The sequence below is a fragment of the Nonomuraea sp. NPDC049486 genome, from assembly GCF_040676925.1.
GTDB lineage: Bacteria > Actinomycetota > Actinomycetes > Streptosporangiales > Streptosporangiaceae > Nonomuraea > Nonomuraea ferruginea.
This window is the reverse complement of record NZ_JBFAPV010000003.1, coordinates 241,319-265,761: the sequence shown is the minus strand read 5'-3', so window position 1 is coordinate 265,761 and position 24,443 is coordinate 241,319. Positions and strand designations below refer to the sequence as shown.

The window sequence follows — 24,443 nt, the reverse complement described above, 5'->3', positions numbered from 1 at the left end:
CCGTGTGCGGAGTTCAATGGGAGCGTGGTTGACGACCGCGATCCCACCGGACGACCGCTGGCGGCCCTGCCCGTCCCCCCACATGAGGAGCCGCCCCCGCCGCCCCCGTGGAAGCCCGCCGAGGAACAGGTCGTCGAGGCGTTCTCAGAGGTGCGCCGCCATCCGCGTGCCGTTCTGTGGCGCGCCGCGGTGGTGGCCGTCCCGGCTCTCCTCGCACAGTCGCTGCTGGCGCGCGTCATCGAGCGGCCGGCGATCTGGCACGAGTACACGTTCCTGTGGACACGGTTCGCCGACGCGTTGAGCGCGATCGCGATCCTCGCGGTGAACAGCGCCGCGATCGTCGTGCTCAGCGGTCTGCTGGCGCCCACGGTCATCGGCGCGAACTCCCCGCCGGGCACGTGGCGCGGCCTGGCCCGGCTGTGCGGGCTGACCTTCCTGCTGACTTCCCTGGGACTGGCGATGTACGCGCTCTTCCCGGTCGCCGCCGAGCGGGACATACCGGTGTCCGGCTTCCCGGGAGCCGGGCCGCTGTTCTTCCTGGCCGCCCTCTTCGTGGTCGCCGCCGTGGAGATCCGGTTCGCCTTCGCCGCGCCCGGCGTCACGGTGAAAGGGCTGGGCGGCCGGCAGGCCGTCAAACTGTCCCGGCGGCTGACCCGCGGCCAGTTCCTCAAGATTCTCTCCGCCCGCTGCGTGCTGCGGGCGCTTCTCGAAGGCTTCGGCGGGATCCTCGGCGCGGCCGTGCTGTTACGCGCCACGGGCGACGACCCGGCCGGCGGTCTCGGGCCGGCCGGGTGGACCGTGCTCGTCGCCGTCAAGTGGGCCATGCTCACCTGCGTCCTCGCGACCGCGTCGATGCTCGCCGTGGTGCAGTTCGCCGACCAGGACAAGCGGCTGAGCCGCGAGGACGCCACCGGGGAGCCGTCGTGACGGCCGCCGCCCACCCGCCACCGCCGCTCGCGCCCCGGAACATCCTGGAGATCTGGGCGACCGCCGTCCTGCTGCTGCGCCGCCATCCGCTCCCGTTCGTCGGGTCCGCGCTCGTCCTCACCCTCGCGGGCGACCTGGTCCTGTGGGCGTGGAGCGCGCTGGTCACCCCGCTGACGACCTCCGGCGCCACGCGGGAACAACTCGTCCAGTTGTCGGTGCTGTCGCTCCTGCTCGGCCAGGCCGTCGTCCTGGCGGTCTTCGCACTGACCGGGGCTCTGCAGGCGGTCCTCGTGGTGCAGGCGCTCACCGGGGAACCGGTGACCATCCGCACGGCGCTCCGCCTGCTGGCCCGCAGGATACGGCCGGTGCTCGGGGTGACCGCGCTGCTGACCGTGGTGCCGCAGCTGGTGGTCCTCGGGCTGATCGCGGCGCTCGGAGCCTTTTTCTGGTACGGGCTTCGCCCTCTGGCCGACGGGGACGCCCCTGCGGACCCGGCGGTGGTTTCCGAGGTCCTGTCCTTGCTGCCGTACACCTGGCAGATCACCACGCTGCCGCTGCTGGTCTGGCTGATGATGGCGCTGGCTCTGCTGTTCGCGCCGGTCACGGCCGCGCTGGAGCCGCTCCGCCTCGGTGGCGCGCTGCGTCGCTCCGCCCTCCTGGTGGGCAACAACCTGCCGCGGGTCCTGGGGATGCTCCTGCTCGAACTCCTCGCCACGGTGGCGATCGTGGTGACCTTCCTCCTGCCGATCTGGCTCACCGCCGTGCTCGCACTGGCGCTGCTTCTCGGCCAGGTCCCGGCGACACCCGAGTGGGTGGACGTGGTGACGTACGTGCCGACGACTGTGGCCACCGCCGCCTACTACGCCTGGCTGGTGGCCGTCCTCGTCCTGCTCTACGTCGACGTACGGGTACGCAAGGAAGGGCTCGCGGCGGACCTGCGGGAACGTAGCACGGCGGGACGTGACCAGGCGGAGGACCTGCGGGAACATCGCCCGGCCGGATGTGACCAGGCCGAGAACCTGCGGGAACGCCGCGCGACCGGACGTGACCAGGCCGAGGACCGCCCGGAGGTTCCCTAACGGCCGGTGCGGCTGGCCACGATGACCTGGACGGTGTGCTCCAAGGCGTAGGCGGGGTCGGCGCCTGCACCCTTGACCTGCTCGTCGGCGTCGGCCACGGCCTGCATGGCGCGCGAGAGCCCTTCCGGCCCCCACCCCTTGACCTGTTTCCTGACCCGTTCGATCTTCCACGGCGGCATGCCCAGGTGGCTCGCCAGCTGCCCGCCCCGCAGGTTGCGCGGCGCCCCGGCGACCTTGGCGATGGACCGCAGCCCGCCCGCCAGCGCGCTCACCAGCAGCACGGGCGCGACCCCCGTGCTCAAAGCCCACCGCAACTGCTCCAGGGCCTCGCCGAGCCGCCCCTCGACGGCCGAGTCCGCGACGTTGAACCCGGTCACCTCGGCGCGCCCCCTGTGGTAGCGCGCCACCGCCGCCGGAGTGATCGTCTTGTCTTCCGTGTCGAACATCAGCTGGTTGCACGCGGCGGCCAGCTCCCGCAGGTCGTTGCCCACCGCCTCCAGCAGCGCCTGGGCGGCCTCCCCCGAGATGCCCCGCCCGGCCCGTCTGAACTCGCCCTTGACGAACTCCAGCCGCTCCCCCGCCTTGGTCACCTTGGTGACGGTGACCACCTCGGCCCCGGCCTTCTTCACCCCGTCGACCAGCGCCTTGCCCTTGACCCCGCCGGGATGCGCCAGCACGAGCACCACGTCGTCGGACGGCCGCTTGGCGTAGGCGACGACCTCCGCGATCACGTCCTTGCCCAGGTCGTGCGCGGACCTGATGACCACGACGGTCCGGTCTCCGAACAGCGAAGGCGACGTCAACTGCGTCAGCTCCCCCGCCGTCACCTTCGACCCGACGAGATCGTGCACCTCGGCCCCGGCATCCATGGCCCGCGCCGCAGCGACCACCTGGCTTACGGCCCGCTCCGCCAGCAACTCCTCATCCCCGACGACCAAGGTCACAGGTGCCGGATCGCTTCCCGCCATGTCGAGCAGCATCCCACGCCCTCCCCCCATCCCAAAACGCAGAGACACCAACCCACCCCGGCCACACCCGTGGGAGCGGTCGGTGGTCGGTTCAGTCCGGCCATACCCGTGGGAGCGACCGGTGGTCGGTTCCGCTCTGGGGCGGTCAGCGTCCGCGCGATACCACCGCGAGGGCTCCTTCCTGGTCGACGATCGCGACATCGCCCGACTTGTCCGTACGGTAGACGCGGGCGCCCATACGGTTCAGCAGGCTGAGGGTGGACGGGGCGGGGTGGCCGTAGCCGTTGCCGGCTCCCACGCTGACCAGTGCCGCACGGGCCTGAACCGCCGCGAAGAAGGCCGGGACCTGCCGAGGCGATCCGTGATGCGGGACCTTGAAGATGTCGGCCCTCGGCAGGGAGTCACGCAGGAGCCGGTGCTGGGCCTCCGACTCGATGTCGCCGCTCAGCAACGCCGACCCCGCGCGCCAGCGGACGTGCAGGACGATGCTCGCGTTGTTGGCGGCACTGCCCTCCCCCGGCCCGTCCGCCGCCGCTGACTCGGGCGCGAGCACGGTCAACTCGGACGGGCCGAGCCGCCACCGGGTGCCCGGCTGCGCGGTGTGCTCGGGGATACGGCGGCGCGCCAGGCCGGCGCTGAGACGGGCGCTCTGCGGCGCGGACGCGCGGTGCGGGCTGGTGATGACCGCTCCCACCCGCCGATCACGCTGCACGCCTGCCAGGCCGTTGACGTGGTCGCCGTGCGGGTGCGTGAGGATCACCAGGGGCACGTCCCGAACGCCGAGCCGCCGCAGGCACCGGTCCATGACGGCCGGGTCGGGGCCGGCGTCGACGACCACACCTTGGCCGGGACCGGCCGCGATGACCAGCCCGTCGCCCTGGCCGACGTCGCACATCACCATTAGCCATCCTCTGGGCGGCCAGGGCGTGGCGATGGGCCTGATCACGAGCACCGCGATCAGAACCCCGGCCGCGACGGCCAGCAAGACGGCCCGCCCCGCCCGCCGCCTCAGCAGCACCACCGCCACGGCGGCGGCGGCCGCCAGCAACCCGAGCCCCGCGATCCCCTGCGGCCAGGGCACGCTGGCCAGCGGGATGCCGACCGCCCACCGGGAGACCACGATGATCCAGCCGACCGCGTACCCTGCCGGAACCACCAGCGCCTGCGCCGCCTCCGGCCAGAACGGCGCGATCAGCGCCGCCACGAACCCCAGCAGGGTCGCGGGCGCCACAGCCGGCCCCGCCAGCAGGTTGGCCGGCACCGCCACCAGGCTGATCTGACCCGACATGAGCACCAGCACGGGGGTGACGGCAGCCTGCGCCGCAGCGGTCACCACCACCGCCTCCGCCGCCCACCGAGGCCACCGCACCCGGCGCCGCCCCACCGCCCGTCGTTCCACCACAGACCGCGGACAGGAGTCACCGGGACGCGCCAACCCCACCGCCTTCTCTCCCCCACCCACCCCAAAACCAGAACCCACCCCAGGCTCGAACCCCCTCAACCCAGGACCCCGACTCACCGCAGCAGAGAACTCCCCCGCCCCCGCCTCTCCGCCCACTCCAGAACCGGGACGCGCCCCAGGCGCGAAGCCCTTCGCCTCCGCTTCCCGACCCACCCCACAACCGGGACGCGCCCCAGACGCGAAGCCCTCCAGCCTCGTCGGCGGACTTCCACCCCCACTCACCCCAGAACCAGGGCTAGCCGCAGCCGAGAAGTCCCCCAACGCCGCCTCCCGACCCGCCCCAGAACCGGAACGCGCCGCAGACGTGAAGCCCTTCGACTCCGCCTCCCGACCCACCCCACAACCGGGACGCGCCCCAGACGCGAAGCCCTCCGGTCTCACGCGGGCACTTCCACCCCCGCCCACCCCAGAACCCGAACTCGCCGCAGCCAGGAAGTCCCACGACCTCGCGTCCCGGCCCAGCCCTGAACCGGGATGCGCCAGACGCATGGAGTCTTCCGGCTCCGGGGCTGGGCACGCTTTCCTGCCCGACCCGGAGACGGGACGGGCCGCAGGCGCGTGGGTTGCTGGGCCTGGGGCGGTGGGAGGGGGATGTGCGGTGGGGTCGCCGGTGAGGCGGGTGCGCCAGCGAGGGGCCAGGAGGAGGATGCCGGCTGTGGCCGTCACCGAGAGGGCGAAGCCGTAGGAGCGGGCCAGGTCGGGGACGAACAGGATGAGCAGCAGGACGGCGGCGGACAGTGCGGCGACGCCGTCCTTGGCCCGGCCGGTGCCCAGGGCCAAAGCGGCCACCAGACCCATCAGGAGGGCGCGCAGGACGCTGGGGGACGGCCGGGCCACGATGGCGAAGGCGATCATGGCAAGGGCGGCGAAGGCGGCTCTGGGGGCGAGGGGTAGCCCGGCCAGCCGGCAGAGGCCGAGGGCGGCACTCGCGACGATCGCCAGGTTGGCGCCGCTCACGGCGTTGAGGTGGCTCAGGCCCGCTTCCCTGAGATCCTCGTCGACCTGGGGGTCCAGCCGCGAGACGTCGCCGACCACCAGGGCCGGGAGGAGGCCACGCTGGTCAGGCGGGAGGACGCCGGCCGCCTCACGCAGGCCGCTGCGGAACTCGCCTGCCACCGTGTGGACGGGCGAAGGGGGCGTGAGGATCTCGGGCGGGTCTCGTACCAGGAGGATGGCGGCGACGAGGCCGGGCGAGGTGGGCTCGGCGAGGCGGCCCCTGACGTGGAGACGCTGGCTCGGGAGGAGCGGTCGCCATTCCGCGCCGTTGGCGAAGACCACGATCGGGGTGTGGACGGAGATGCGGCGGGTGCCGGTGCGGAGGATCTCCAGGTTGGCCTCGACGACGATGCTGTCCCGCTGGAACAGGCCAGGCTTGGGGCGCCTGACCTTGGGATCGTCGGTGAGGGTGATCTCGGCGGTGATGGACGCGCCCTCGGCGGCCAGCTCGGCGACGGGGCCGGTGGTGATGGCGTGCAGGCGGAGCGCGATCGAACCGCTGGTGGCTGCGACGCTGATCAGCACCGCGACCATGGTGTTGCGGCGGGCCGTGCTCCGCGCGAACCGCCAGGCCACCGGCGAGCCGGCCGCCGCGAGAAGGCACGTGAGGACGGCGACCTGGACGGGGCAGCCGAGGAGAACGAGAGCGGTGGCCCACGCGGCGGCCGCCGGGATCACGAGCGGCCAGAAGTGGCCCCCGCCACCCTCACCACGGCTCGACGCCCGCTCGTGACCCGCCGCCCCGCCACCTTCGCTGCCGCCGAACCTCGCCCCACCGATCTTCCCGACCCTGAACCTCGCCCCACCAAACTTCCTGACCCCGAACCTCGCCGCACCAGGCTTCCCGAGGCCGGTTCTTCCGCCACCGGACCTCCCGACGCCGAGCCCCCCAGCACCGATCCTTCTGACGCCGGATCTTCCACCACCGAACTCCCCCAGAGTGGACTTCCTGCGGCCGAACGTCCGGCCACCGAACTTTCCGACGGCGGGCTTCCTGCGGTCGAACTTCGCGCCACCGAATGCCCCGCCACTGAACCTCCCGACGCTGGACTTCTCGCCGCCGCCCCTCGCGCCACCGAACCTTCCGCCGTCGAACCCCCCGACGCTGGACTTTGCGCCGCCGAACCTTCCGCCGCCGAAGCTCCCGACGGTGGACTTCCCGCCGCCGGATCCGGGCCTGCTGCCTTCGCCACCTTCCGCCCTGCCGCTGCCAGGCGGGGCGTCAACACGATCGTTCTCGTTGGGAGTCGGAGTGCTGGACTTCCCGCCGTCGAACGTCCCGACGCTGGACTTCCCGCCGCTGAATGCGGGCCTGCTGCTTTCGCCGCCCTCCGCTCTGCCGCTGCCGGGTGCGGCGTCGACACGATCGTTGGGGGTCTGGGTGGTGGTGGCTGAGGGACGGATCGGGATCGGCATCAGATGCGGACCTTCGGCTTGATCTCCTCGAACCGCCGGGTACCGATGCCGCTGACCTCGCGGAGTTGGTCGACGCTGGTGAAGCCACCGTGGCTGGTGCGGAAGTCGACGATGCGGGAGGCCAGGACCTCGCCCACGCCGGGGAGTTGTTCGAGCTGGTCCAGGGTGGCGGCGTTGAGGTCGATGACGGCGGCTTCGGGTGCGGCGGCGGAGCCCGGCTCAGCCGCGGGGGCGCCGACCATGATCTGCTCACCGTCAACGAGGCGTCTGGCCAGGTTGAGAGTGCCCAGAGGGGCGCCCCGGCGGATGCCTCCGGCGGCGGTGATCGCGTCCTGCACGCGGGAGCCGGTAGGCAGGGGGTAGACGCCCGGCTCACGGACCTTGCCGGCGACGTGGACGGTCACCTTGGTCGTCGGGGTGGTGGCGGGCGCCGCGCTGGAAAGTGGAGCCGGGTCGGGCAGGGGCTCGGGGACCGGCTGGGCGCGCCAGAGGAGGAAGCCCGCCACCAGGACCGCCGCGGCGCCGAGGGCCAGCAGGACACGCAGGCCGGGCCGCCCGGGGTCCAGGGCGGGAGCGGCGGCCCGGAAGGCCTCGAAGGACTCGGGCACCCCGGCGGAGAACGGGGCACGCTCGGAACCGGTGAGAGAACGGAGCCGGGACTCGGCGATGGTCCGCTCGGACGTCGAATCTTGGGCGCGCACGGCCGGAAAGGTACGGGGCAGCCCGGTGCCCGACACGTCCCGAGCGAGGTTCTGTGGACAACGACGCCTTGTTCACAGGCCCTACGGCGAGCCCAGCGGAAGGAAGACACCCGGTACGGCGGCCGACCCGAGGGGTTCCGAAAAGCCGCACCCTGGACATCAAGCAGGGCGCGGCGCTGGCGCCCCAGGGTTCCGGAAAAGCCCTCGACCGCCACACCCGTGACGTCAAGTGGGCATGGCGTCGGCGCCCCGGGGTCACGAAAAGCCGCACCCAAGACGACAGGCTGGGAGCGGTACCAGCGCCTCAGGTTCCCAAAAGCCGCACTCGAGAAATCAAGCTAGGCACAGAGCCAACCCCCGGGTTCCCGAAAAGTCTTGGACCCCCCGGTCCCGCGCGAACCTCCCCGTCGCGACAAACCCTCCCAAGCCCTCGACACGACCACCCCCGGCTACGACGTCGGAGAGATCGTGATGCCCAGCATGCCCGGCCCCACGTGGACCCCGATCACCGCGCCCACCTCCACCACCCGGATCCCCACCGGCCCGCGCACCCGCTTGGCCAGGTTGGCGGCGAGGGACTCGGCGCGGTCAGGGGCGGCCAGGTGCTGGACGGCGATCTCGACCGGCTCGTCGCCCGCCTCCTCCACCGCCAGGTCCTCCAGGCGCGTGAGGGCGCGGGCCGAGGTGCGGACCTTCTCCAGCAGGGCGATGCGCCCGTCCGTCAGGTGCAGCAGAGGCTTGATCATGAGGGCCGAGCCCAGCAGCGAGGCCGCCGCGCCGATCCGGCCGCCACGGCGCATGTGGTCCAGCGTGTCGACGTAGAAGAAGGTCCGCGTGCGGGCGGCGCACCGGGTGGCCGCAGCCGCCACCGAGTCCAGGGACTCCCCCGCCTCGGCGGCGCGGGCCGCCGCCAGGACGGGGAAGCCGACACCCATCCCGATCGAGCGGCTGTCCACGACCGTAACCGGCAGCGGCGCCTCGCGTGCCGCCGTCCTGGCCGCCTCCACCGTGCCGGACAGGTCTCCCGACAGGTGGATGGACACGGCGCTCGCCGCGCCTCGCGCGGCGAGCGCGGCGTAGCAGGACGCGAAGCGCTCCGGCGCGGGCCGCGAAGTGGTTGCTGTGGCGAAATTTCCGGCGAACTCGGGCTCATCCCAGGACTGATCACCGGAAATCACCTGTACGGGGACAACAGCGACGCCCGGCACCTCAGGCAAGTAAGCGGTGGAATCCGTGACTACGGCGACAGCGGGCGGCATACCCCGACTTTAACTACTGAACCGGCGTCCCACCCCGCCAGACGCGGCGCGGCTTGAGGCCGAAGGACCAGGCGAAGGCGCCCTCGTGGTCGGCGTCCCACTGGACGATGTCGGCGAGGCGTCCCGGCTGCAGCACCCCTCGGTCGGGAGCGCCGAGGACGGTCGCGCCGCCCAGCGTCGCCGCGCGCAGCGCGTCGTTGACGCTCATCCCGAACGCCGACACCGCCATCGCGATGACCAGCGACATCGAGGTGATGCCGCAGTAGCCGGGGTTGTGGTCGCTGCCGAGCGCGATCTGCACGCCGTGCTTGATCATCTGGCGGACCGGCGGCAGGTGGCCGCGCTGGAGGGCGGTGGCGGGGCAGACGACGGCGGGCACCCCGTAGCGGGACATGATCGCGATGTCCTCTTCGGACATGTGGTGCAGGCCGTCGGCGGAGGCGCAGCCGAGCTCGGCGGCGAGCTGCACGGCGCCGCGGCGGCTGAAGAGGCCGGCGTGGATGCGCGGCAGCAGGCCGACGTTGCGGCCCGAGGCGAGCACCCAGCGGGACTCCTCGGTGGTGAAGTGGCCCTCGTCGCAGTAGACGTCGACGCTGTCGGCGCCGGCCGCGGCCGCGTCGGCGCACCAGGCGCCCACGGCCTCGACGTATTCACGCTGGCGGCCGAAGTATTCGGGAGGCACGACGTGCGCCGCGAGGAAGGTGACGTGCACCCGCGGCATCATCGGCTCCTTCTCCAGCTCGCGCAGGAGCCGTACGTCGGCCAGCTCGCCGTCGCGGGTGAGGTGGTAGCCGGTCTTGGCCTCGACGGTGGTGGTGCCGTTGAGCAGCCAGCCGCGCAGCCGCTCGCGCACGCCGTTGCAGAGCGTCCACGGGTCGGTGCCGCGCGTCACGGTGACGGTCGAGCCCACGCCGCCGCCCGCGGCGGTGATCGACGCGGAGGTCGAGCCGCCGGTGCGGATGGCCAGCTCGGCGTAGCGGTTGCCGGCGTAGACGGGGTGGGTGTGGGCGTCGATGAGGCCTGGGGTGACGAGCGCGCCGCTCAGGTTTTCGACGTGGTCGACGTCGACGATGTCGTCGACGACGCCGGGGACGCTCTGCGGCAGGTCAGGCGCCCGGCCGACCCACGCGATGCGGTCGTTGTGCACGAGGATGGCGGCGTTGCTGAGGACCTCGTTGCCGGTCCACAGGCGGCCGATGTTGGTCAGCAACCGAACGGTCACCGCATCACCGCCCCACGCGGGAGCAGCACGCAGCGCACGGCCTCCGCCGCGCCCACTGAGTCCGCTCCGGGTCCGGACGACATGGGGGTCTCCTGCTCTCATCCGCAATGCTGTAGCGGTGACCGTATCGCCGGACTCATGATCCGGCGATTTCAGTTCAGTTACGTTATTTCACAAGCGGGCTTGCTGTACAGGGTTATCCGGAAGAAAGCCCACTCATCCCAGACGCCACACCCTCAACCACAGGCCCCCGCGTGCTCCATCGTGCGCAGCAGCCGTCATCCCTTAACCCGTGTCATTAAGCCGAAAGGCTCGGCTAATCCTAGCAATCCCAGCGTTGCGGGACCACTGCCGCGTTTGGGCAGCCCTGGCCACTTTGTGACCAGAGCTGCCCTCGCGTGCCGTTAAGAGACTCGTTCGACCGGCTTGCCTACGCGCATCAGCTCCTGGTAGAGGCTCGGCAGCACGCGGGCGTGCAGGATGGTGCCCTCCTCGACGTGGTCCACCGAGAGCACCTCGCCCTCCTTGTGGGCCCGCGAGATCAGGTCGCCCCGGTCGTACGGGACGAGCAGCGCGACCTCGTGGTCGAGCCGCGGCAGGCTGCGCTCGATGAGGGCCAGCAGCTCGGGGATGCCGGCGCCGGTGCGGGCGGACACCACGACGCTGTCGCGCTCGCGTCGCGTCAGGCGGTCGAGCACCTCCTGGTCGGCCGCGTCGGCCTTGTTGATCACCACGATCTCCGGCAGGTCGGACGCGCCCTCGATGGTCCCGAAGACCTCGCGCACGGCGGCGAGCTGGCCCTCGGGGTCGGGGTGCGAGCCGTCGACCACGTGGAGGATCAGGTCGGCGTCGCCGACCTCCTCCAGCGTCGACCGGAACGCCTCGACGAGCTGGGTCGGCAGGTGGCGGACGAACCCGACGGTGTCGGCGATCGTGAACAGCCTGCCCTCGGGCGTGCGCGAGCGGCGCACGGTCGGGTCGAGGGTGGCGAACAGCGCGTCCTCCACCAGCACGCCCGCTCCGGTGATCCGGTTGAGCAGCGAGGACTTGCCCGCGTTGGTGTAGCCGGCGATGGCGACCGCGGGCACCTCGCGCTGCTGGCGGCGCTGGCGCATGGTGTCGCGGGAGGTGGACATGCCCTTGATCTGGCGGCGCAGCTTGGACATCCGCTCGCGGATGCGGCGGCGGTCCAGCTCGATCTTGGTCTCACCGGGGCCGCGGCCGCCGATGCCGATGCCGCCGGCCGCCCGGCCGCCGACCTGGCGGGACAGGTTGCCGCCCCAGCCGCGCAGGCGCGGCAGGAGGTACTGGAGCTGGGCGAGCTCGACCTGGGCCTTGCCCTCCCGGCTCTTCGCGTGCTGGGCGAAGATGTCGAGGATCAGCGCCGTACGGTCGATGACCTTCACCTTGACGATGTCTTCGAGCTGGCGGAGCTGGCCAGGGCTCAGCTCGCCGTCGCAGATCACCGTGTCGGCGCCGGTCGACTCGACCACGTCACGCAGCTCCAGCGCCTTGCCGGAGCCGATGTAGGTGGAGGGGTCGGCGAACTTGCGGCGCTGGATCAGGCCTTCGAGGACCTGGGAACCCGCGGTCTCGGCCAGGAGCTTCAGCTCCTGGAGCGAGTTCTCCGCGTCCTCGACCGTGCCCGAGGTCCAGACCCCGACCAGGACGACCCGCTCGAGTCGCAGCTGCCGGTACTCGACCTCGGAAATGTCTTGAAGTTCAGTGGAGAGGCCTGCGACGCGCCGTAGCGCCTGGCGCTCCTCGAGGTCCATCTCGCCGGTCTCGTACTCTTCGATCGCGGGGTTTTCGTGCATTCGTGTCATCTCTAATAGGAAACGTCTGGACACCTCGGTGTCTTCCCCGATCGTGGCACGACATCCTCACCGCCAACACCTGATTATTGCGGCAACACGCTGACGTCGCCCGATCCGGCGCTGACCTTGATCTTGCGAGGCGCGTTCTGCTCGTCGCGGACCGAGACCGTGGCGTCGCCGCTGCCGACGTCGGTGCTCACGTCGTAACCCTCGTCGGGGACGCGCAGGATGACGCTCCCCGAGCCCGTCTCCACCTCGGCGCTGTCCGGCGCGGCCGCGTACTCGAGCTCGATGTCGCCCGAGCCCAGCTCGGCGACGACCGTCTTGCCCGTCAGGCCGGAGGCGTCGACCGTGCCGGAGCCGGAGCTCACGGTGAGCGGCCCCGACAGCGCCCTGAGCGTGATGTCGCCGGAGCCGGCCTCGGTGGTGACCTGGAGGCCCTTCGGCACCTCGATCTTGTAGTTGACGCCGCAGTTGCCGGCGACCAGCCTCGGGCAGTCGTACTTGATCACAAGCGTGTCGCCGTTGACCGTGTGCTCGGTCGTCGGCTTCTCGCCGCGCCACTGGATGGTCTCGTCGACCTTCACCGTGCGGCGGTCGGTCTCGGTGATCTCGGTGTCGCCGGAGCCGTTGTGCACCTCCAGCTTCGTGACCTTCTCCGCGACCTCGTACGACACGGAGTCCTGCTCGGTGGGCCCGGCGATGCCCGTCAGGCCGCATCCCGTCAGACCGCCGGTCAGCAACGCGGCCGAGGCCAGGAGGCCACCCGCGATCACAAGTCTCTTCATGCCCACGATCCTTCCGCGCGTGGCACCCCCACGCATCGGGGATGCCCCCGAAGGCACCCCCGGCTTTGACCCTCGGAACCCGGATGGCGTAGCTTCCCTTCCATAATCCAGAAGCAGTTTTCCACGAAGCGGAAAGAGATCGCACCATGGAGATCACCGGCCCGATGCTCGACCGGTTCGACGAGGTCCTCACGCCCGAGGCGCTCTCGTTCCTGACGACACTGCAGCGGGAGTTCGGCGGCAGGCGGCTGGAGCTGCTGGAGGCCCGCCAGGCCAGGCAGCGCGAGCTGGCGGCGGGCGGCACGCTCGACTTCCTGCCGGAGACCAAGGAGATCAGGGAGGGCGACTGGCGGGTCGCGCCGCCCGCGCCCGGCCTGGAGGACCGGCGGGTCGAGATCACCGGGCCGGTCGACCGCAAGATGACCATCAACGCCCTCAACTCGGGCGCCAAGGTGTGGCTGGCCGACTTCGAGGACGCCAACTCCCCGCTCTGGGAGAACTGCGTGCTCGGCCAGCTCAACCTGCGCGAGGCGCTCGACCGTACGATCGACTTCGAGTCCGGCGGCAAGGCCTACGCGCTCCGTCCCGACGAGGAGCTGGCCACGATCGTGGTGCGGCCGCGCGGCTGGCACCTGGACGAGAAGCACGCGCTGGTCGACGGCGACCCGGTGTCGGCGTCGCTGTTCGACTTCGGCCTCTACTTCTTCCACTGCGCGAAGCGGCAGCTCGACAAGGGCAGCGGCCCTTACTTCTACCTGCCGAAGATGGAGTCCCACCTGGAGGCGCGGCTGTGGAACGACGTGTTCACCCGCGCCCAGGAGCTGCTGGGCGTCCCGCACGGCACGATCAGGGCGACCGTGCTCATCGAGACCTACCCGGCCGCGTTCGAGATGGAGGAGATCCTCTACGAGCTGCGCGACCACTCGGCGGGGCTCAACGCGGGCCGCTGGGACTACCTGTTCAGCGTGATCAAGAGCTTCCGCACCCGGGGCCGCGAGTTCCTGCTGCCCGAGCGCAACGCGGTGACGATGACCGCCCCGTTCATGCGCGCGTACACCGAGCTGCTGGTGCGCACCTGCCACAAGCGGGGCGCGCACGCGATCGGCGGCATGGCGGCGTTCATCCCGTCGCGGCGTGACCCGGAGGTCAACGCGGTCGCGCTGGAGAAGGTCCGCGCCGACAAGACGCGCGAGTCGGGCGACGGCTTCGACGGCTCCTGGGTGGCGCACCCCGACCTGGTGCCGATCTGCCGCGAGGTCTTCGACGGCGTGCTCGGCGACCGCCCCAACCAGCTCGACCGGCTGCGTGAGGACGTCACCGTCACGGCCGCCGACCTGCTGGCCGTCTCCGAGACGCCGGGCGACATCACCGAGGCGGGGCTGCGCAACAACGTGGACGTGGCGCTGCGCTACCTGGCCGCGTGGATGGGCGGGCTGGGCGCGGTGGCGATCCACAACCTGATGGAGGACGCGGCCACGGCCGAGATCTCCCGCTCCCAGATCTGGCAGTGGATCCACAACGACATCACCCTCGCCGACACCGGGGCCCAGGTCACCAAGGAGCTGGTCGAGCGGATCATCGGCGAGGAGCTGGAGAAGATCGCGGCCGAGCCGGGCTACGACGAGAAGCTGTTCGGGCAGGCGACGGAGCTGTTCAAGGAGGTCGCCCTGGACGACGACTTCGCCGATTTCCTGACGCTTCCGGCATACGCCCGAATGCCGTAGATGCCGCCATATATTTGCACTATAGGGAGGCCGAGTTCGCTGGAGGCGCCATGCTGGACACGCTGACGGCGGCGCTGCGCGAGGTGCTGCCCGCCGACGCGGTGATAACAGACCCCGTCCGGCTGCGTACCTACGAGTGTGACGGTCTCACCTATCACCGGGCCACGCCGGGCGTGGTCGTGCTCCCCGACACCGCCGAGCAGGTGGCGTCCGTGGTCAGGCTGTGCAACGAGTTCGCGGTGCCCTTCGTGGCCCGCGGCTCGGGCACGGGCCTGTCGGGCGGCGCGCTGCCCCGCGAGGACGGGGTGCTCGTCGTCACCTCCAGGATGCGCCGCATCCTGGAGGTCGACCTGCCGAACCGCCGGGCGGTCGTCGAGCCGGGGGTCACCAACCTGGCGATCACCGAGGCGGTGCGCGACCAGGGCTACTACTACGCGCCCGACCCGTCCAGCCAGCAGATCTGCTCGATCGGCGGCAACGTGGCGGAGAACTCCGGCGGCGCCCACTGCCTCAAGTACGGCTTCACCGTCAACCACGTCGAGGCCTGCGAGATCGTCACCCCCGACGGTGACCTGGTGACGCTGGACCGGATGGACCCCGGCTACGACCTGCTGGGCGCGTTCATCGGCTCGGAGGGCACCCTCGGCATCGCCACGAAGATCACGGTACGGCTGAGCCGCGCGCCCGAGTCGGTCACCACCGTGCTGGCCGCCTTCGAGAACATCGAGCAGGGCGGCAGGGCGGTGTCGGCCATCATCGGGGCCGGCATCGTGCCCGCGGCGATCGAGATGATGGACGCGCTGGCCATCGAGGCCGCCGAGGCGGCGGTGGCCTGCGACTACCCGCGTGGCGCGGGCGCCGTGCTGATCGTCGAGCTGGACGGCCCGTCGGCCGAGGTCGAGCTCCAGTTCGCGCGGCTCAAGGAGATCTGCGCGGGCGCGTTCGAGCTGCGGGTGGCGGCGGGCCAGGAGGAGCGGGCGGCGATCTGGAAGGGCCGCAAGTCGGCGTTCGCCGCCGTCGGCCGGATCAGCCCGGCCTACATCGTGCAGGACGGCGTGGTGCCGCGCACCGCGCTGCCGCGCGTGCTGGCCGAGATCGACCGGCTGTCGGCCGAGCACCGCATCAGGGTGGCGAACGTGTTCCACGCCGGCGACGGCAACCTGCACCCGCTGGTGCTGTTCGACGACACTGAGCCGGGCGCCGGCGAGCGCGCGGAGACGGTGTCGGGCGCGATCCTGGACCTGTGCATCGAACACGGCGGCTCCATCACCGGCGAGCACGGGGTGGGCGTCGACAAGGCGAGATACATGCCGCGCATGTTCACCGACGACGACCTCGACACCATGCAGCTCGTACGGTGCGCGTTCGACCCCCGGGGCCTGTCGAACCCCGGCAAGGTGTTCCCCACGCCGCGGCTGTGCGGCGAGGTGCCCGGGGTGCGCAAGGGCGTGCACCCGCTGGTGGAGTCCGGGAAGGCGGAGCAGTTCTGATGCTCTCAGAGGATCTGACCGGGGTGACGGTCAGGGAGGCCGGGCCGGAAGACGCCGTGTGCGGGGTGACGCCGCGCTGGGTGGCGCTGCCCGAGACGGTCGAGGAGGTGTCGGCCCTGATGCGCGCCTGCGCGGACCGCGACCTCGCGGTCGTGCCCGTCGGCGGCGGCACCAAGCTGCACTGGGGCCCGCCGCCGGAGCGGCTGGACGTGCTGCTCGACCTGTGCTGCATGAACGAGATCGTCGAGCACGCGGCCGGCGATCTGGTGGTGCGCGCCCAGGCCGGAGTGACCATGGACGCGCTCGCGGCGGCGCTCGCCGGCAGCGGCCAGGAGCTCGCTCTCGACGTTCCGTTCACCGAAGGCACCACGATCGGTGGTACGCTCGCCGCCGCGGTCGCGGGGCCGCGCGCCTTCCGCTATGGCACGGCCCGCGACCTGCTTATCGGCATCACCGTCGTGCTGCCCGACGGCACCGTCGCGCGCTCGGGCGGCAAGGTCGTCAAGAACGTCGCCGGTTATGACCTGGGCAAACTGTTCACCGGCTCGTTCGGCACGCTAGGTGTGATCGCCGAGGCCACCTTCCGGCTCCACCCGCTGCCCGCCGACCGGCGCTGGATCGTGGCGGTGATCGAACCTCCCCAGGTGTCGGAGCGCGGGCCGTGCCAGGTGAGCGAGCTGGCCGCGATGCTGGCCGCCGCCCAGGAGGAGCCGAGCGCCGTCGAGCTCGACTGGCCGCACGGGCAGGGGCCGATCTGGATGACCGTGCTCGTCGAGGGCGCGGCGGCGGAGGAGCGGGCCCGGGCGCTGGCTGAGCGGATGGGCGAGCCGGTGACCGGGGTGCGCGACGAGCCGCCGCCGCAGTGGGGGCTGGTCGCCGACGACGACCTGCTGGCCGAGGTGCGCTTCCCGCCGGCCGCGCTGACCGAGGTGCTCGACGCGGTGCACTACAGCGGCTTCTCGCTGCGCGGGTCCGCGGTGACCGGCCGGATCTGGCTGGAGCTGTGGGGCGAGGAGGACGAGGAGAAGGTCTCCGGCGCGGTGGACGCGCTGCGCGACCGGCTGGAGCCCTGCGGGGCCCGGCTCGTCGTGCACGCGACCCCGTACGAGAGCGTCCAGCGGTGGGGGCGCGTCGGCGCGCTGCCGCTGATGCGGCGGGTGAAGGAACGGTTCGACCCGGGGCGAAGGATGTCTCCCGGCCGGTTCGTGGGAGGCATCTGATGGACCCCGACCTGATCGGCGACTGCGTGCACTGCGGGTTCTGCCTGCCGACGTGCCCCACGTACGTGCTGTGGGGCGAGGAGATGGACTCCCCGCGCGGCCGCATCCACCTGATGAAGCAGCACGTGGAGGGCACTCCGGTGACGCCGGAGATGGCCGGCCACTTCGACGCCTGCCTGGGCTGCATGGCGTGCGTGACCGCCTGCCCTTCCGGGGTCCGCTACGACCGGCTGATCGAGCAGACCAGGGCCGAGGTCGAGCGGGCGCACGAGCGCGACCCCCAGGAGCGGGCGGTGCGCGGCCTGGTGTTCGGGCTGTTCCCGTACCCGCGCAGGCTGCGGCTGACGCGGCCCGGCACGGGGCTGGTCCGGCGGCTGGCGCCGTTCCTCGAACGGGCGCATCCGAGCCTGGGCGCGATGGCGGCGCTGGTGCCCGAGGTGCGGCGGCGGCAGCGGCTGCCCCGGCTGGTGCGGGCCAGAGGTCCGCGGCGGGCCGTGGTCGGCATGCTGACCGGGTGCGTGCAGGGCGAGTTCTTCCCGCAGGTCAACGCGGCCACCGCGCGGGTGCTCGCGCTGGAGGGCTGCGACGTGCTGATCCCCGCGGGGCAGGGCTGCTGCGGCGCGCTGAGCGTGCACGCCGGGCGCGAGGACCAGGCCAGGCGGCTGGCCCGCCGCACGGTCCGCGCCTTCCGCAGGGCGGGCGTCGAGGTCGTGGTGGTCAACGCCGCCGGGTGCGGCTCGTCCATGAAGGAGTACGGGGAGCTGCTCGGCGAGGAGCCGGGCTTCCGGGTGATGGACCTGTCGGAGTACCTGGTCGAGCTGGGCCCGGTGGCCGAGCGGCGCCCGCTGCCGCTGACCGTGGCCTACCACGACGCGTGCCACCTGGCGCACGCCCAGGGCGTCCGGTCGCAGCCGCGCGAGCTGCTGCGCGGCATCCCCGGGCTGGAGCTGCGCGAGGTGCCCGACTCGGCCATCTGCTGCGGCTCGGCCGGCACCTACAACATCTTCCAGCCCGAGGCGGCCCGCGACCTCGGCGACCTCAAGGCCAAGGCCGTCGGCTCCACCGGGGCCGGGCTGCTGGTGTCGGCCAACCCCGGCTGCACCATGCAGATCGCCGCCGCGATGCGCCGCCAGGGAGCGGAGATCAAGGTGGCGCACACCGCCGAGGTGCTGGACGCGTCGCTGCGCGGGGTCTCCCTGTGAGCGTGCAGTCGGTCGAGCGTGCGCTCGACGTGCTGGAGGCGCTGGCCGAGCAGGGTGGCGAGGCGAGCCTGTCGGAGATCGCCGCCCGCACCGGGCTGCCGTACGGGACCATCCACCGGCTGCTGCAGACCCTGCTGTCGCGCGGCTACGTGCGCCAGGAGTCCGATCGCCGCTACGCGCTGGGCGGCGGGCTGGTGCGGCTCGGCGGCGTGGCCGAGGGCATGGTCGGCGTGTGGGCGCAGCCGCACCTGACGCGGATGGTGGAGCTGTCGGGCGAGACGGCCAACCTGGCGGTGCTCGAAGGCGACTTCATCGTCTACGTGGCGCAGGTGCCGTCGCCGCGCAGGCTGCGGATGTTCGCCGAGGTCGGCAGGAGGGTGCTGCCGCACAGCACGGCGGTGGGCAAGGTGCTGCTGGCGTGGCGGGCCGCCCACGACGCGGTCACGCTGCTGGAGCGCACCGGCATGCCGCGGCGGACGCCCAACACGATCACCGCCACCGGCCCCATGCTGGCCGAGTTCGACGTGGTGCGCGACCGCGGCTACGCGCTCGACCTGGGCGAGGAGGAGCTGGGCGTGCACTGCCTTGCCGTGCCGGTGCGCGACGGCGACCGGGTGGTGGCGGCCATGTCGGTGTCGGGCCCGGCCGAGCGGATCGACGCCCTGGACCGCGACGAGCTGGCCCGCGGCATGCTGAAGATCGCCGAGGCGTTCGGCGCGGAGCTGAGCCCGGCCGCCGGATAGCGCCATGGAAGCCCTGTTTTCGTCAGGGTGACGACGACTCTCGGCGCTCGGACGGACTAAGCTGTTGCGCTATGAGCAACAGCTCCGTGCAGTCCGTCGACCGCGCCATCGCCATCCTGGAGATCCTGGCCCGCGAGGGCGCCACCCGCGTGACGGACCTCGCCTCGGAGCTGGAGGTGCACAAATCCACCGCGTCCCGGCTGCTCGGCGCCCTGGAGCAGGGCGGGCTGGTGGAGCAGACCGGCGACCGGGGCCGCTACCGGCTCGGCGTCGGCGTGGTCCGGCTCGCCGGGGCCGCCACCGCCCAGCTCGACCTGGCCAGGGAGAGCAGGCCGGTCTGCATGCGGCTGGCCGAGGAGGTCGGCGAGACCGTCAACATCGCGGTGGCCCGCGACGGCGACGTGGTCAACATCAGCCAGGTGCGCGGCCCGTCCGCGATCAGCGGGCAGAGCTGGGCCGGCGCCCGTACTCCCCCGCACGCCACCTCCAGCGGCAAGGTGCTGCTGGCGTTCGGCGCGCTGGCCGTGCCGGACGAGCTGCGCCGGTTCACCCCGCTGACCATCACCGACCGGCGGCAGCTCGGGCTGGAGGAGATCGTCCGGCGCGGCTGGGCGGCCGCGGTGGAGGAGCTGGAGCCGGGGCTCAACGCGGTCGCGGCGCCGGTCAGGAACATCGACGGCGCGGTCGTGGCCGCCGTGAGCGCGTCCGGCCCGTCCTTCCGGCTGACTCCGCAGCGGCTGCCTGAGGTGGGCGAGTCCGTGGCCGAGGGCGCGCGGGAGATAAGCCGGCGGCTCGGCTATTACGGTTGAAGCATGTGCCGAAGCATCAAGACCCTGCGCCCCCCGTACACCGAGGACGTCACCGAGAACGACGTGCGGGCGGCGGCGCTGCAGTACGTCAGGAAGATCTCCGGCTTCCGCGCCCCGGCCCCGCACAACGCCGAGGCGTTCGACCGCGCGGTCGAGACGATCACCCGGGCCTCCGAGGAGCTGCTGAGCTCGCTGCGAGTTCGCGGATCCCGTTGACACGCCCGCCCGTCGGGAGAAGTGTCCGCGTTGTAACCCCACCGACTCCAGGGGGCGATCATGATCAGCGGGCTTTACCAGGGGCAGGACGGTGACTCGACGCTGGTGCTCCGCGTCGACGTCGACGGGCCCCGGCCGACGGGCCGGGTGAGCGGCGACCTGTTCGCCGCCTCGGGCGCGACCGTCACCTACGACGGGTCCTTCGTGCTGCACGCCCCCGTCGTCACGGCGGAGGGTGACGAGACGCGGGCCGAGGGGCGGGGGGAGTTCACCTTCGCCACGCCGGACCGTGACGTGCGCGTCACGATCACCGGCGACGGCGGCACCGCGCGCGTCGCCGGGCGCGACTACCCCGTCCGGTTCACCTCGCGCCACTTCCGTGAGGTCGTGCTGGAGCAGGATTCGGTGGCCGGAGCCGTGCCGTTCGTCTCGTACCACACCGGCAGGCTGCGGGGGCCCGACGGGTCGCCGGCGCGGGAGCTGAACGTGGTGGAGGCCTGGGCGGAGGCGGGCGTCGGGATGACCGTGACCGAGCCGGGCGTGATCCCGGTCGACGGCTCCGGCGCCGACCTGGCGTGGGACGACGCCGAGCTGCACCACGCGATGACCCAGCAGTTCAGTCAGTTCGGCGACGCTCCGGCCTGGCGGGTGTGGCTGCTGGTGGCCAGCCGGCACGTGGGCGGCTACCGGGGCATCATGTTCGACTACGACGACGCCCACCAGCGGCAGGGCGCCGCCGTGTTCCACGACGCGATCAAGGGCGACTCGCCGGAGGCGCAGCGGGCCCAGTTACGGACGTACGTGCACGAGCTCGGGCACGCCTTCAACCTGCTGCACTCCTGGCAGAAGAACCTCGCCACGCCGCCCCAGCCGCTCGGCCCGCACGGCGGCTTCGGCGACCTTTCCTGGATGAACTACGTGCAGAACTACCGGCCGGGCGGCGAGGAGGGCTACTGGGCGGCGTTCCCGTTCCAGTTCACCGACGCGGAGCTGGTGCACGTGCGCCACGGCTTCTTCCGCGACGTCGCCATGGGCGCCAACGCGTTCGGCGCGGGCGCCGCCGAGGTGGCCCCGTTCGAGCAGCCGATCGAGGACCACTCGGGGCTGGCGCTGGAGCTGCGGGCCAAGGACCCGTTCGGGTTCGGCGAGCCGGTGGTGGTCGAGCTCAAGCTCTCCTGTACGGGCGAGCCGCGCGTCACCCACGGCCACCTCCACCCCGACACTGAGTTCACCCAGGTCACGATCACCCAGCCGAGCGGCAGGACCGTGCTCTACCGGCCGATGATGCGCCACTGCGTCGACCGCTCGCCCGAGATCAGGCTCGACGCCGGCAACCCGGCCATGTACCGCAGCGCCTACATCGGCCACGGCCGCGACGGCCACTACTTCCAGCAGCCCGGCGAGTACCGGGTGCGCGCCCAGTACATCGCCGCCGACGGCTCGCACGTGGTCTCCCCGCCCTGCCTGGTACGGGTGCGCTACCCGGCCACCGACGACGACCACCGGGTGGCCGAGCTGATGCTGGGCGAGGACCAGGGCAAGCTGTTCTCCCTGCTCGGCTCCGACTCGCCGGCGCTGCGCCCGGGCAACGAGGCGCTGGACGAGATGATCGACCGGTTCGCCCAGCACCCGCTGTCCGTCTACGCCCGGATGGTGAAGGGGCTCAACGCCGAGCGGGAGTTCAAGACCATCACCGCCGGCAAGCGGCTGCGGATCCGGCCGCCCGACCCGAAGCAGGGCATCGAGCAGCTCGCCAGGGTCGCCGGGGCGGGCACGATCGACAACATCACGCTCAACATGGTGATGCGCCGCTGGGCCAGGGCGGAGGCGCGGCAGGGCGACCTGCCCAAGGCCAGGGCGGTGCTCGACAAGATGGTCGCGACCTTCCAGGCCAAGGGGGTCAACCCCATCATCATGGGCCAGATCAGGAAGCAGGCCGAGCTGACCTCGCAGGCGCTCAGTCTGGAAGCTTGACCGGTCGGCCGCCCGCGCAGCCCACCTTGACCTCGACCTCCTCGGCGTCGTCGTCCGGCTCGAACTCCACCTTGGCCTCGGTGTCGGGGCCGGGCTCGACGCCGTCGACCGAGTAGCCCTGGGCGGGGCTCCACGAGCGCAGCGTCACCTTGCCGCCCGCGCAGGAGGCGATGACGGTGCCGCCCGCGGTGCGGATCACCTCGTTCTCCAGGGGCGCCTGGGTGGGGGTCCGCGCGGGGCTCTGGGACGGGCGCTGGATGGTGGCGGTCACCCTGGTCAGGGCGGCACGGGCCTCCTCCTGCGTCATCACCTGGCCGGACGTGCCGGTCAGCGCGCCGCCGAGCAGGCCGAGCACCGCCACGGCCGCGCCGGTCGCGGCGACCGCGGCGGCGGCCCAGGCCAGGACGAGTCGCTTCACCCTCGTCACCTTTCCCCTCGTACGGCTAAGCGCGGGTTAAGACAGCCCTAAGACGGCGGCTCGTACCTCTGTTTACCGTCTACCGTTTCACCATATGGCTGACATCCTGCTGATTGAGGACGACGTGACGATCCGCACGGCGCTGAGCCGCGGGCTGCGGGATCTCGGCCACGCCGTCGCCTCCTCCCCCACCGCGCTCGACGGCCTGCGGCTGGCCGTGCAGGACCGGCCCGACCTGATCGTGCTCGACCTGGGGCTGCCCGACCTCGACGGCGCCGAGCTGTTGCGGATGCTGCGGGCGGTGAGCAAGGTGCCGGTCATCGTGGCGACCGCCCGCGACGGCGACGCCGAGATGGTGCCTGTGCTGGACGCGGGCGCGGACGACTACGTGGTCAAGCCGTACAGCGCGACGCAGCTCGACGCCCGGATCAGGGCGGTGCTGCGGCGGGCCGGCGACCCGGCGCCGACGCCGCTCCAGGTCGGCGCGCTGCGCGTGGACCCGCGCGCCCGGCTGGCCGAGCTGGACGGTGCGGCGCTGGACCTGACGCCGCGCGAGTTCGACGTGCTGCACTACCTGGCGGCGCGCGCGGGCGAGGTCGTCACCAAGCGGGAGCTGCTGACCGAGGTGTGGCAGCTCCCGTACGGCGGCGCCGACAAGACCGTGGACGTGCACCTGTCGTGGCTGCGCAGGAAACTCGGCGAGACCGCCTCCGAACCCCGTTACCTGCACACGGTGCGCGGCGTCGGGGTGAAGCTGGTCGAGCCGTCGTGAGGCGCTGGCTGGCGCTGCTGGTGGCGGCCACCACGTCGCTGGTGCTGATCGCGCTGCTGGTGCCGATGGCGCTGCTGATCCGTTCGGTGGCGGAGAACGGCGCGATGAGCCGCGCCACCGCCGCCGCCGAGTCGGTGGCCGTCTCGGTCGGCACGGCGGACCTGCCGCTGGCGGTCGAGCGCGTGGAGTGGCCCGTGACCGTGTTCCTGCCCGGCGGGCGCGTGATCGGCGAGGAGGCCCGGCGCACCGACGCGGTGGAGCTGGCGGCGACCGGCCGCAGCGTCACCGCCGAGTGCGACGACGGCAGGGAGGTGCTCGTCGCGGTGCAGTCGCCGGAGGGCACCGTGGTCATCAGGTCGTTCGTGAGCGACGCCGAGCTGATGCGCGGCGTCCGCGAGGCGTGGACGGCCCTGCTCGTGCTGGGGCTGGCGCTGGTCGTGCTGGGCATCGCGCTGGCCGACCGGCTGGCCAGGGCCATGACCGGGCCGATCGACGGGCTGGCCCGGGTGTCGCACCGGCTGGCCGGCGGCGACCTGGACGCGCGGGCGGAGCCGGGAGGGCCGACGGAGGTGCGGGCGGTCGCGCTGGCGCTGAACCACTTGGCCGGCCGCATCGGCGACCTGCTGGCGGCCGAGCGCGAGTCGGTGGCCGACCTGTCGCACCGCCTGCGTACGCCTCTGACGGGCCTCAGGCTGGACGTGGAGTCGCTGCGCGACCCCGAGGAGGCGGCGCGCGTGGGCGCCCGCGTGGACGCGCTGGAGCGCGCCGTCAGCGCGGTCATCACCGACGCCCGCCGCCGCTCGGCCGGGCGCGAGTCCTGCGACGCCACCGCCGTGGTGCGGGAGCGGGTGCGCTTCTGGTCGGTGCTCGCCGAGGACCAGGGGCGCGAGGTGGACGTCGCCCTGCCCGGCGGCGAGCTGCCCGTCGCGGCCGGCGCCGAGTCGCTGGCGGCGTGCGTGGACGCGCTGCTGGGCAACGTTTTCGCGCACACCCCCGAAGGGGCGTCCTTCTCGGTACGGCTCGCGCCGCATCCGAAGGGAGCCGAGCTCGTGGTCAGCGACACGGGCCCCGGATTCGACCCCGCCCTGCTCGCCCGGGGCAACAGCGGCGGCGGCTCGACCGGTCTCGGCCTGGACATCGCCCGCCGCACCGCCGAGTCCAGCGGCGGCGGCCTGGCCGTGTCGCCCGTGCCGTCCGGCGGCGCGCGGGTTGAAGTGACGTTAGGGCGGCCTTAGCGCGG

The 24,443-nt window shown here is 72.3% G+C and carries 20 protein-coding genes; 12 read left to right on the top strand and 8 right to left on the bottom strand.

Features of this window, described 5'->3' with window-relative positions; all coding sequences use genetic code 11:
• Window positions 1–24 precede the first annotated feature (24 nt).
• Together AB0K05_RS10080 and AB0K05_RS10075 are read left to right on the top strand one after the other, a co-directional pair.
• Window positions 25–927: a hypothetical protein gene (locus tag AB0K05_RS10080; protein ID WP_364228290.1), complete on the top strand. Its 903-nt coding sequence runs from the start codon at window positions 25–27 to the stop codon at window positions 925–927.
• Window positions 924–2,006: a hypothetical protein gene (locus AB0K05_RS10075; RefSeq protein WP_364228288.1), complete on the top strand. Its 1,083-nt coding sequence runs from the start codon at window positions 924–926 to the stop codon at window positions 2,004–2,006. The genes AB0K05_RS10080 and AB0K05_RS10075 overlap by 4 nt, the downstream gene beginning before the upstream one ends.
• Here the strand turns inward: AB0K05_RS10075 and holA are convergent.
• The 7 genes from holA to AB0K05_RS10040 form a co-directional block, all read right to left on the bottom strand.
• Window positions 2,003–2,986 carry a DNA polymerase III subunit delta gene (holA, locus tag AB0K05_RS10070; RefSeq protein ID WP_246639584.1) on the bottom strand — a complete coding sequence of 328 codons (984 nt, stop codon included), beginning with the start codon at window positions 2,984–2,986 and terminating at the stop codon, window positions 2,003–2,005. The two genes, AB0K05_RS10075 and holA, sit on opposite strands and share 4 nt — an antisense overlap.
• A gap of 133 nt (window positions 2,987–3,119) precedes the next feature.
• Complete coding sequence (locus AB0K05_RS10065; protein WP_364228286.1) at window positions 3,120–6,110, bottom strand: ComEC/Rec2 family competence protein; 2,991 nt, start codon at window positions 6,108–6,110, stop codon at window positions 3,120–3,122.
• Between the two features lie 737 nt (window positions 6,111–6,847).
• Window positions 6,848–7,549, bottom strand: coding sequence for a ComEA family DNA-binding protein (locus AB0K05_RS10060; RefSeq protein WP_364228284.1), 702 nt, complete (start codon window positions 7,547–7,549; stop codon window positions 6,848–6,850).
• 449 nt (window positions 7,550–7,998) lie between these two features.
• Complete coding sequence (locus AB0K05_RS10055) at window positions 7,999–8,808, bottom strand: DegV family protein (RefSeq protein ID WP_364228282.1); 810 nt, start codon at window positions 8,806–8,808, stop codon at window positions 7,999–8,001.
• Between the two features lie 13 nt (window positions 8,809–8,821).
• Complete coding sequence (hutI, locus tag AB0K05_RS10050) at window positions 8,822–10,030, bottom strand: imidazolonepropionase (protein ID WP_148033512.1); 1,209 nt, start codon at window positions 10,028–10,030, stop codon at window positions 8,822–8,824.
• Window positions 10,031–10,434: 404 nt separating this feature from the next.
• On the bottom strand, window positions 10,435–11,847 hold the full coding sequence (gene hflX / locus AB0K05_RS10045; protein ID WP_148033513.1) for a GTPase HflX: 1,413 nt from the start codon (window positions 11,845–11,847) through the stop codon (window positions 10,435–10,437).
• A gap of 83 nt (window positions 11,848–11,930) precedes the next feature.
• Window positions 11,931–12,635: a DUF4097 family beta strand repeat-containing protein gene (locus AB0K05_RS10040; RefSeq protein ID WP_148033514.1), complete on the bottom strand. Its 705-nt coding sequence runs from the start codon at window positions 12,633–12,635 to the stop codon at window positions 11,931–11,933.
• 146 nt (window positions 12,636–12,781) lie between these two features.
• Between AB0K05_RS10040 and aceB the strand changes: the two genes are divergently transcribed.
• The 8 genes from aceB (at window position 12,782) to AB0K05_RS10000 (ending at window position 22,013) form a co-directional block, all read left to right on the top strand.
• Window positions 12,782–14,359: a malate synthase A gene (gene aceB, locus AB0K05_RS10035; RefSeq protein ID WP_148033515.1), complete on the top strand. Its 1,578-nt coding sequence runs from the start codon at window positions 12,782–12,784 to the stop codon at window positions 14,357–14,359.
• Between the two features lie 50 nt (window positions 14,360–14,409).
• Complete coding sequence (locus AB0K05_RS10030) at window positions 14,410–15,849, top strand: FAD-linked oxidase C-terminal domain-containing protein (RefSeq protein WP_148033516.1); 1,440 nt, start codon at window positions 14,410–14,412, stop codon at window positions 15,847–15,849.
• The gene (locus AB0K05_RS10025; protein ID WP_364228278.1) at window positions 15,849–17,069 is read left to right on the top strand and encodes an FAD-binding oxidoreductase; all 1,221 of its coding nucleotides are present in this window, start codon (window positions 15,849–15,851) and stop codon (window positions 17,067–17,069) included. The genes AB0K05_RS10030 and AB0K05_RS10025 overlap by 1 nt, the downstream gene beginning before the upstream one ends.
• Window positions 17,069–18,271 (top strand): heterodisulfide reductase-related iron-sulfur binding cluster, encoded by a 1,203-nt coding sequence (locus tag AB0K05_RS10020; protein WP_364228276.1) that lies wholly within the window; start codon window positions 17,069–17,071, stop codon window positions 18,269–18,271. The genes AB0K05_RS10025 and AB0K05_RS10020 overlap by 1 nt, the downstream gene beginning before the upstream one ends.
• On the top strand, window positions 18,268–19,014 hold the full coding sequence (locus AB0K05_RS10015) for an IclR family transcriptional regulator (RefSeq protein WP_364228274.1): 747 nt from the start codon (window positions 18,268–18,270) through the stop codon (window positions 19,012–19,014). The genes AB0K05_RS10020 and AB0K05_RS10015 overlap by 4 nt, the downstream gene beginning before the upstream one ends.
• 71 nt (window positions 19,015–19,085) lie before the next feature.
• Window positions 19,086–19,823, top strand: a complete 738-nt coding sequence (locus AB0K05_RS10010) for an IclR family transcriptional regulator (protein ID WP_187281325.1) — start codon at window positions 19,086–19,088, stop codon at window positions 19,821–19,823.
• Window positions 19,824–19,826: 3 nt separating this feature from the next.
• Entirely contained in the window at window positions 19,827–20,039 is a 213-nt protein-coding gene (locus tag AB0K05_RS10005) for a DUF2277 domain-containing protein (protein ID WP_364228272.1), read from the top strand.
• A 60-nt stretch (window positions 20,040–20,099) separates the two neighbouring features.
• Window positions 20,100–22,013, top strand: a complete 1,914-nt coding sequence (locus AB0K05_RS10000) for a hypothetical protein (RefSeq protein WP_364228270.1) — start codon at window positions 20,100–20,102, stop codon at window positions 22,011–22,013.
• Here AB0K05_RS10000 and AB0K05_RS09995 read toward each other — a convergent pair.
• The gene (locus AB0K05_RS09995) at window positions 21,997–22,431 is read right to left on the bottom strand and encodes a hypothetical protein (RefSeq protein WP_148033521.1); all 435 of its coding nucleotides are present in this window, start codon (window positions 22,429–22,431) and stop codon (window positions 21,997–21,999) included. The two genes, AB0K05_RS10000 and AB0K05_RS09995, sit on opposite strands and share 17 nt — an antisense overlap.
• A gap of 94 nt (window positions 22,432–22,525) precedes the next feature.
• On the opposite strand from AB0K05_RS09995, the gene AB0K05_RS09990 reads away from it, so the two are divergent.
• Window positions 22,526–23,203, top strand: coding sequence for a response regulator transcription factor (locus AB0K05_RS09990; RefSeq protein WP_271277937.1), 678 nt, complete (start codon window positions 22,526–22,528; stop codon window positions 23,201–23,203).
• Window positions 23,200–24,438 carry a HAMP domain-containing sensor histidine kinase gene (locus tag AB0K05_RS09985; protein WP_148033523.1) on the top strand — a complete coding sequence of 413 codons (1,239 nt, stop codon included), beginning with the start codon at window positions 23,200–23,202 and terminating at the stop codon, window positions 24,436–24,438. The genes AB0K05_RS09990 and AB0K05_RS09985 overlap by 4 nt, the downstream gene beginning before the upstream one ends.
• The last annotated feature ends 5 nt before the right edge of the window (window positions 24,439–24,443 follow it).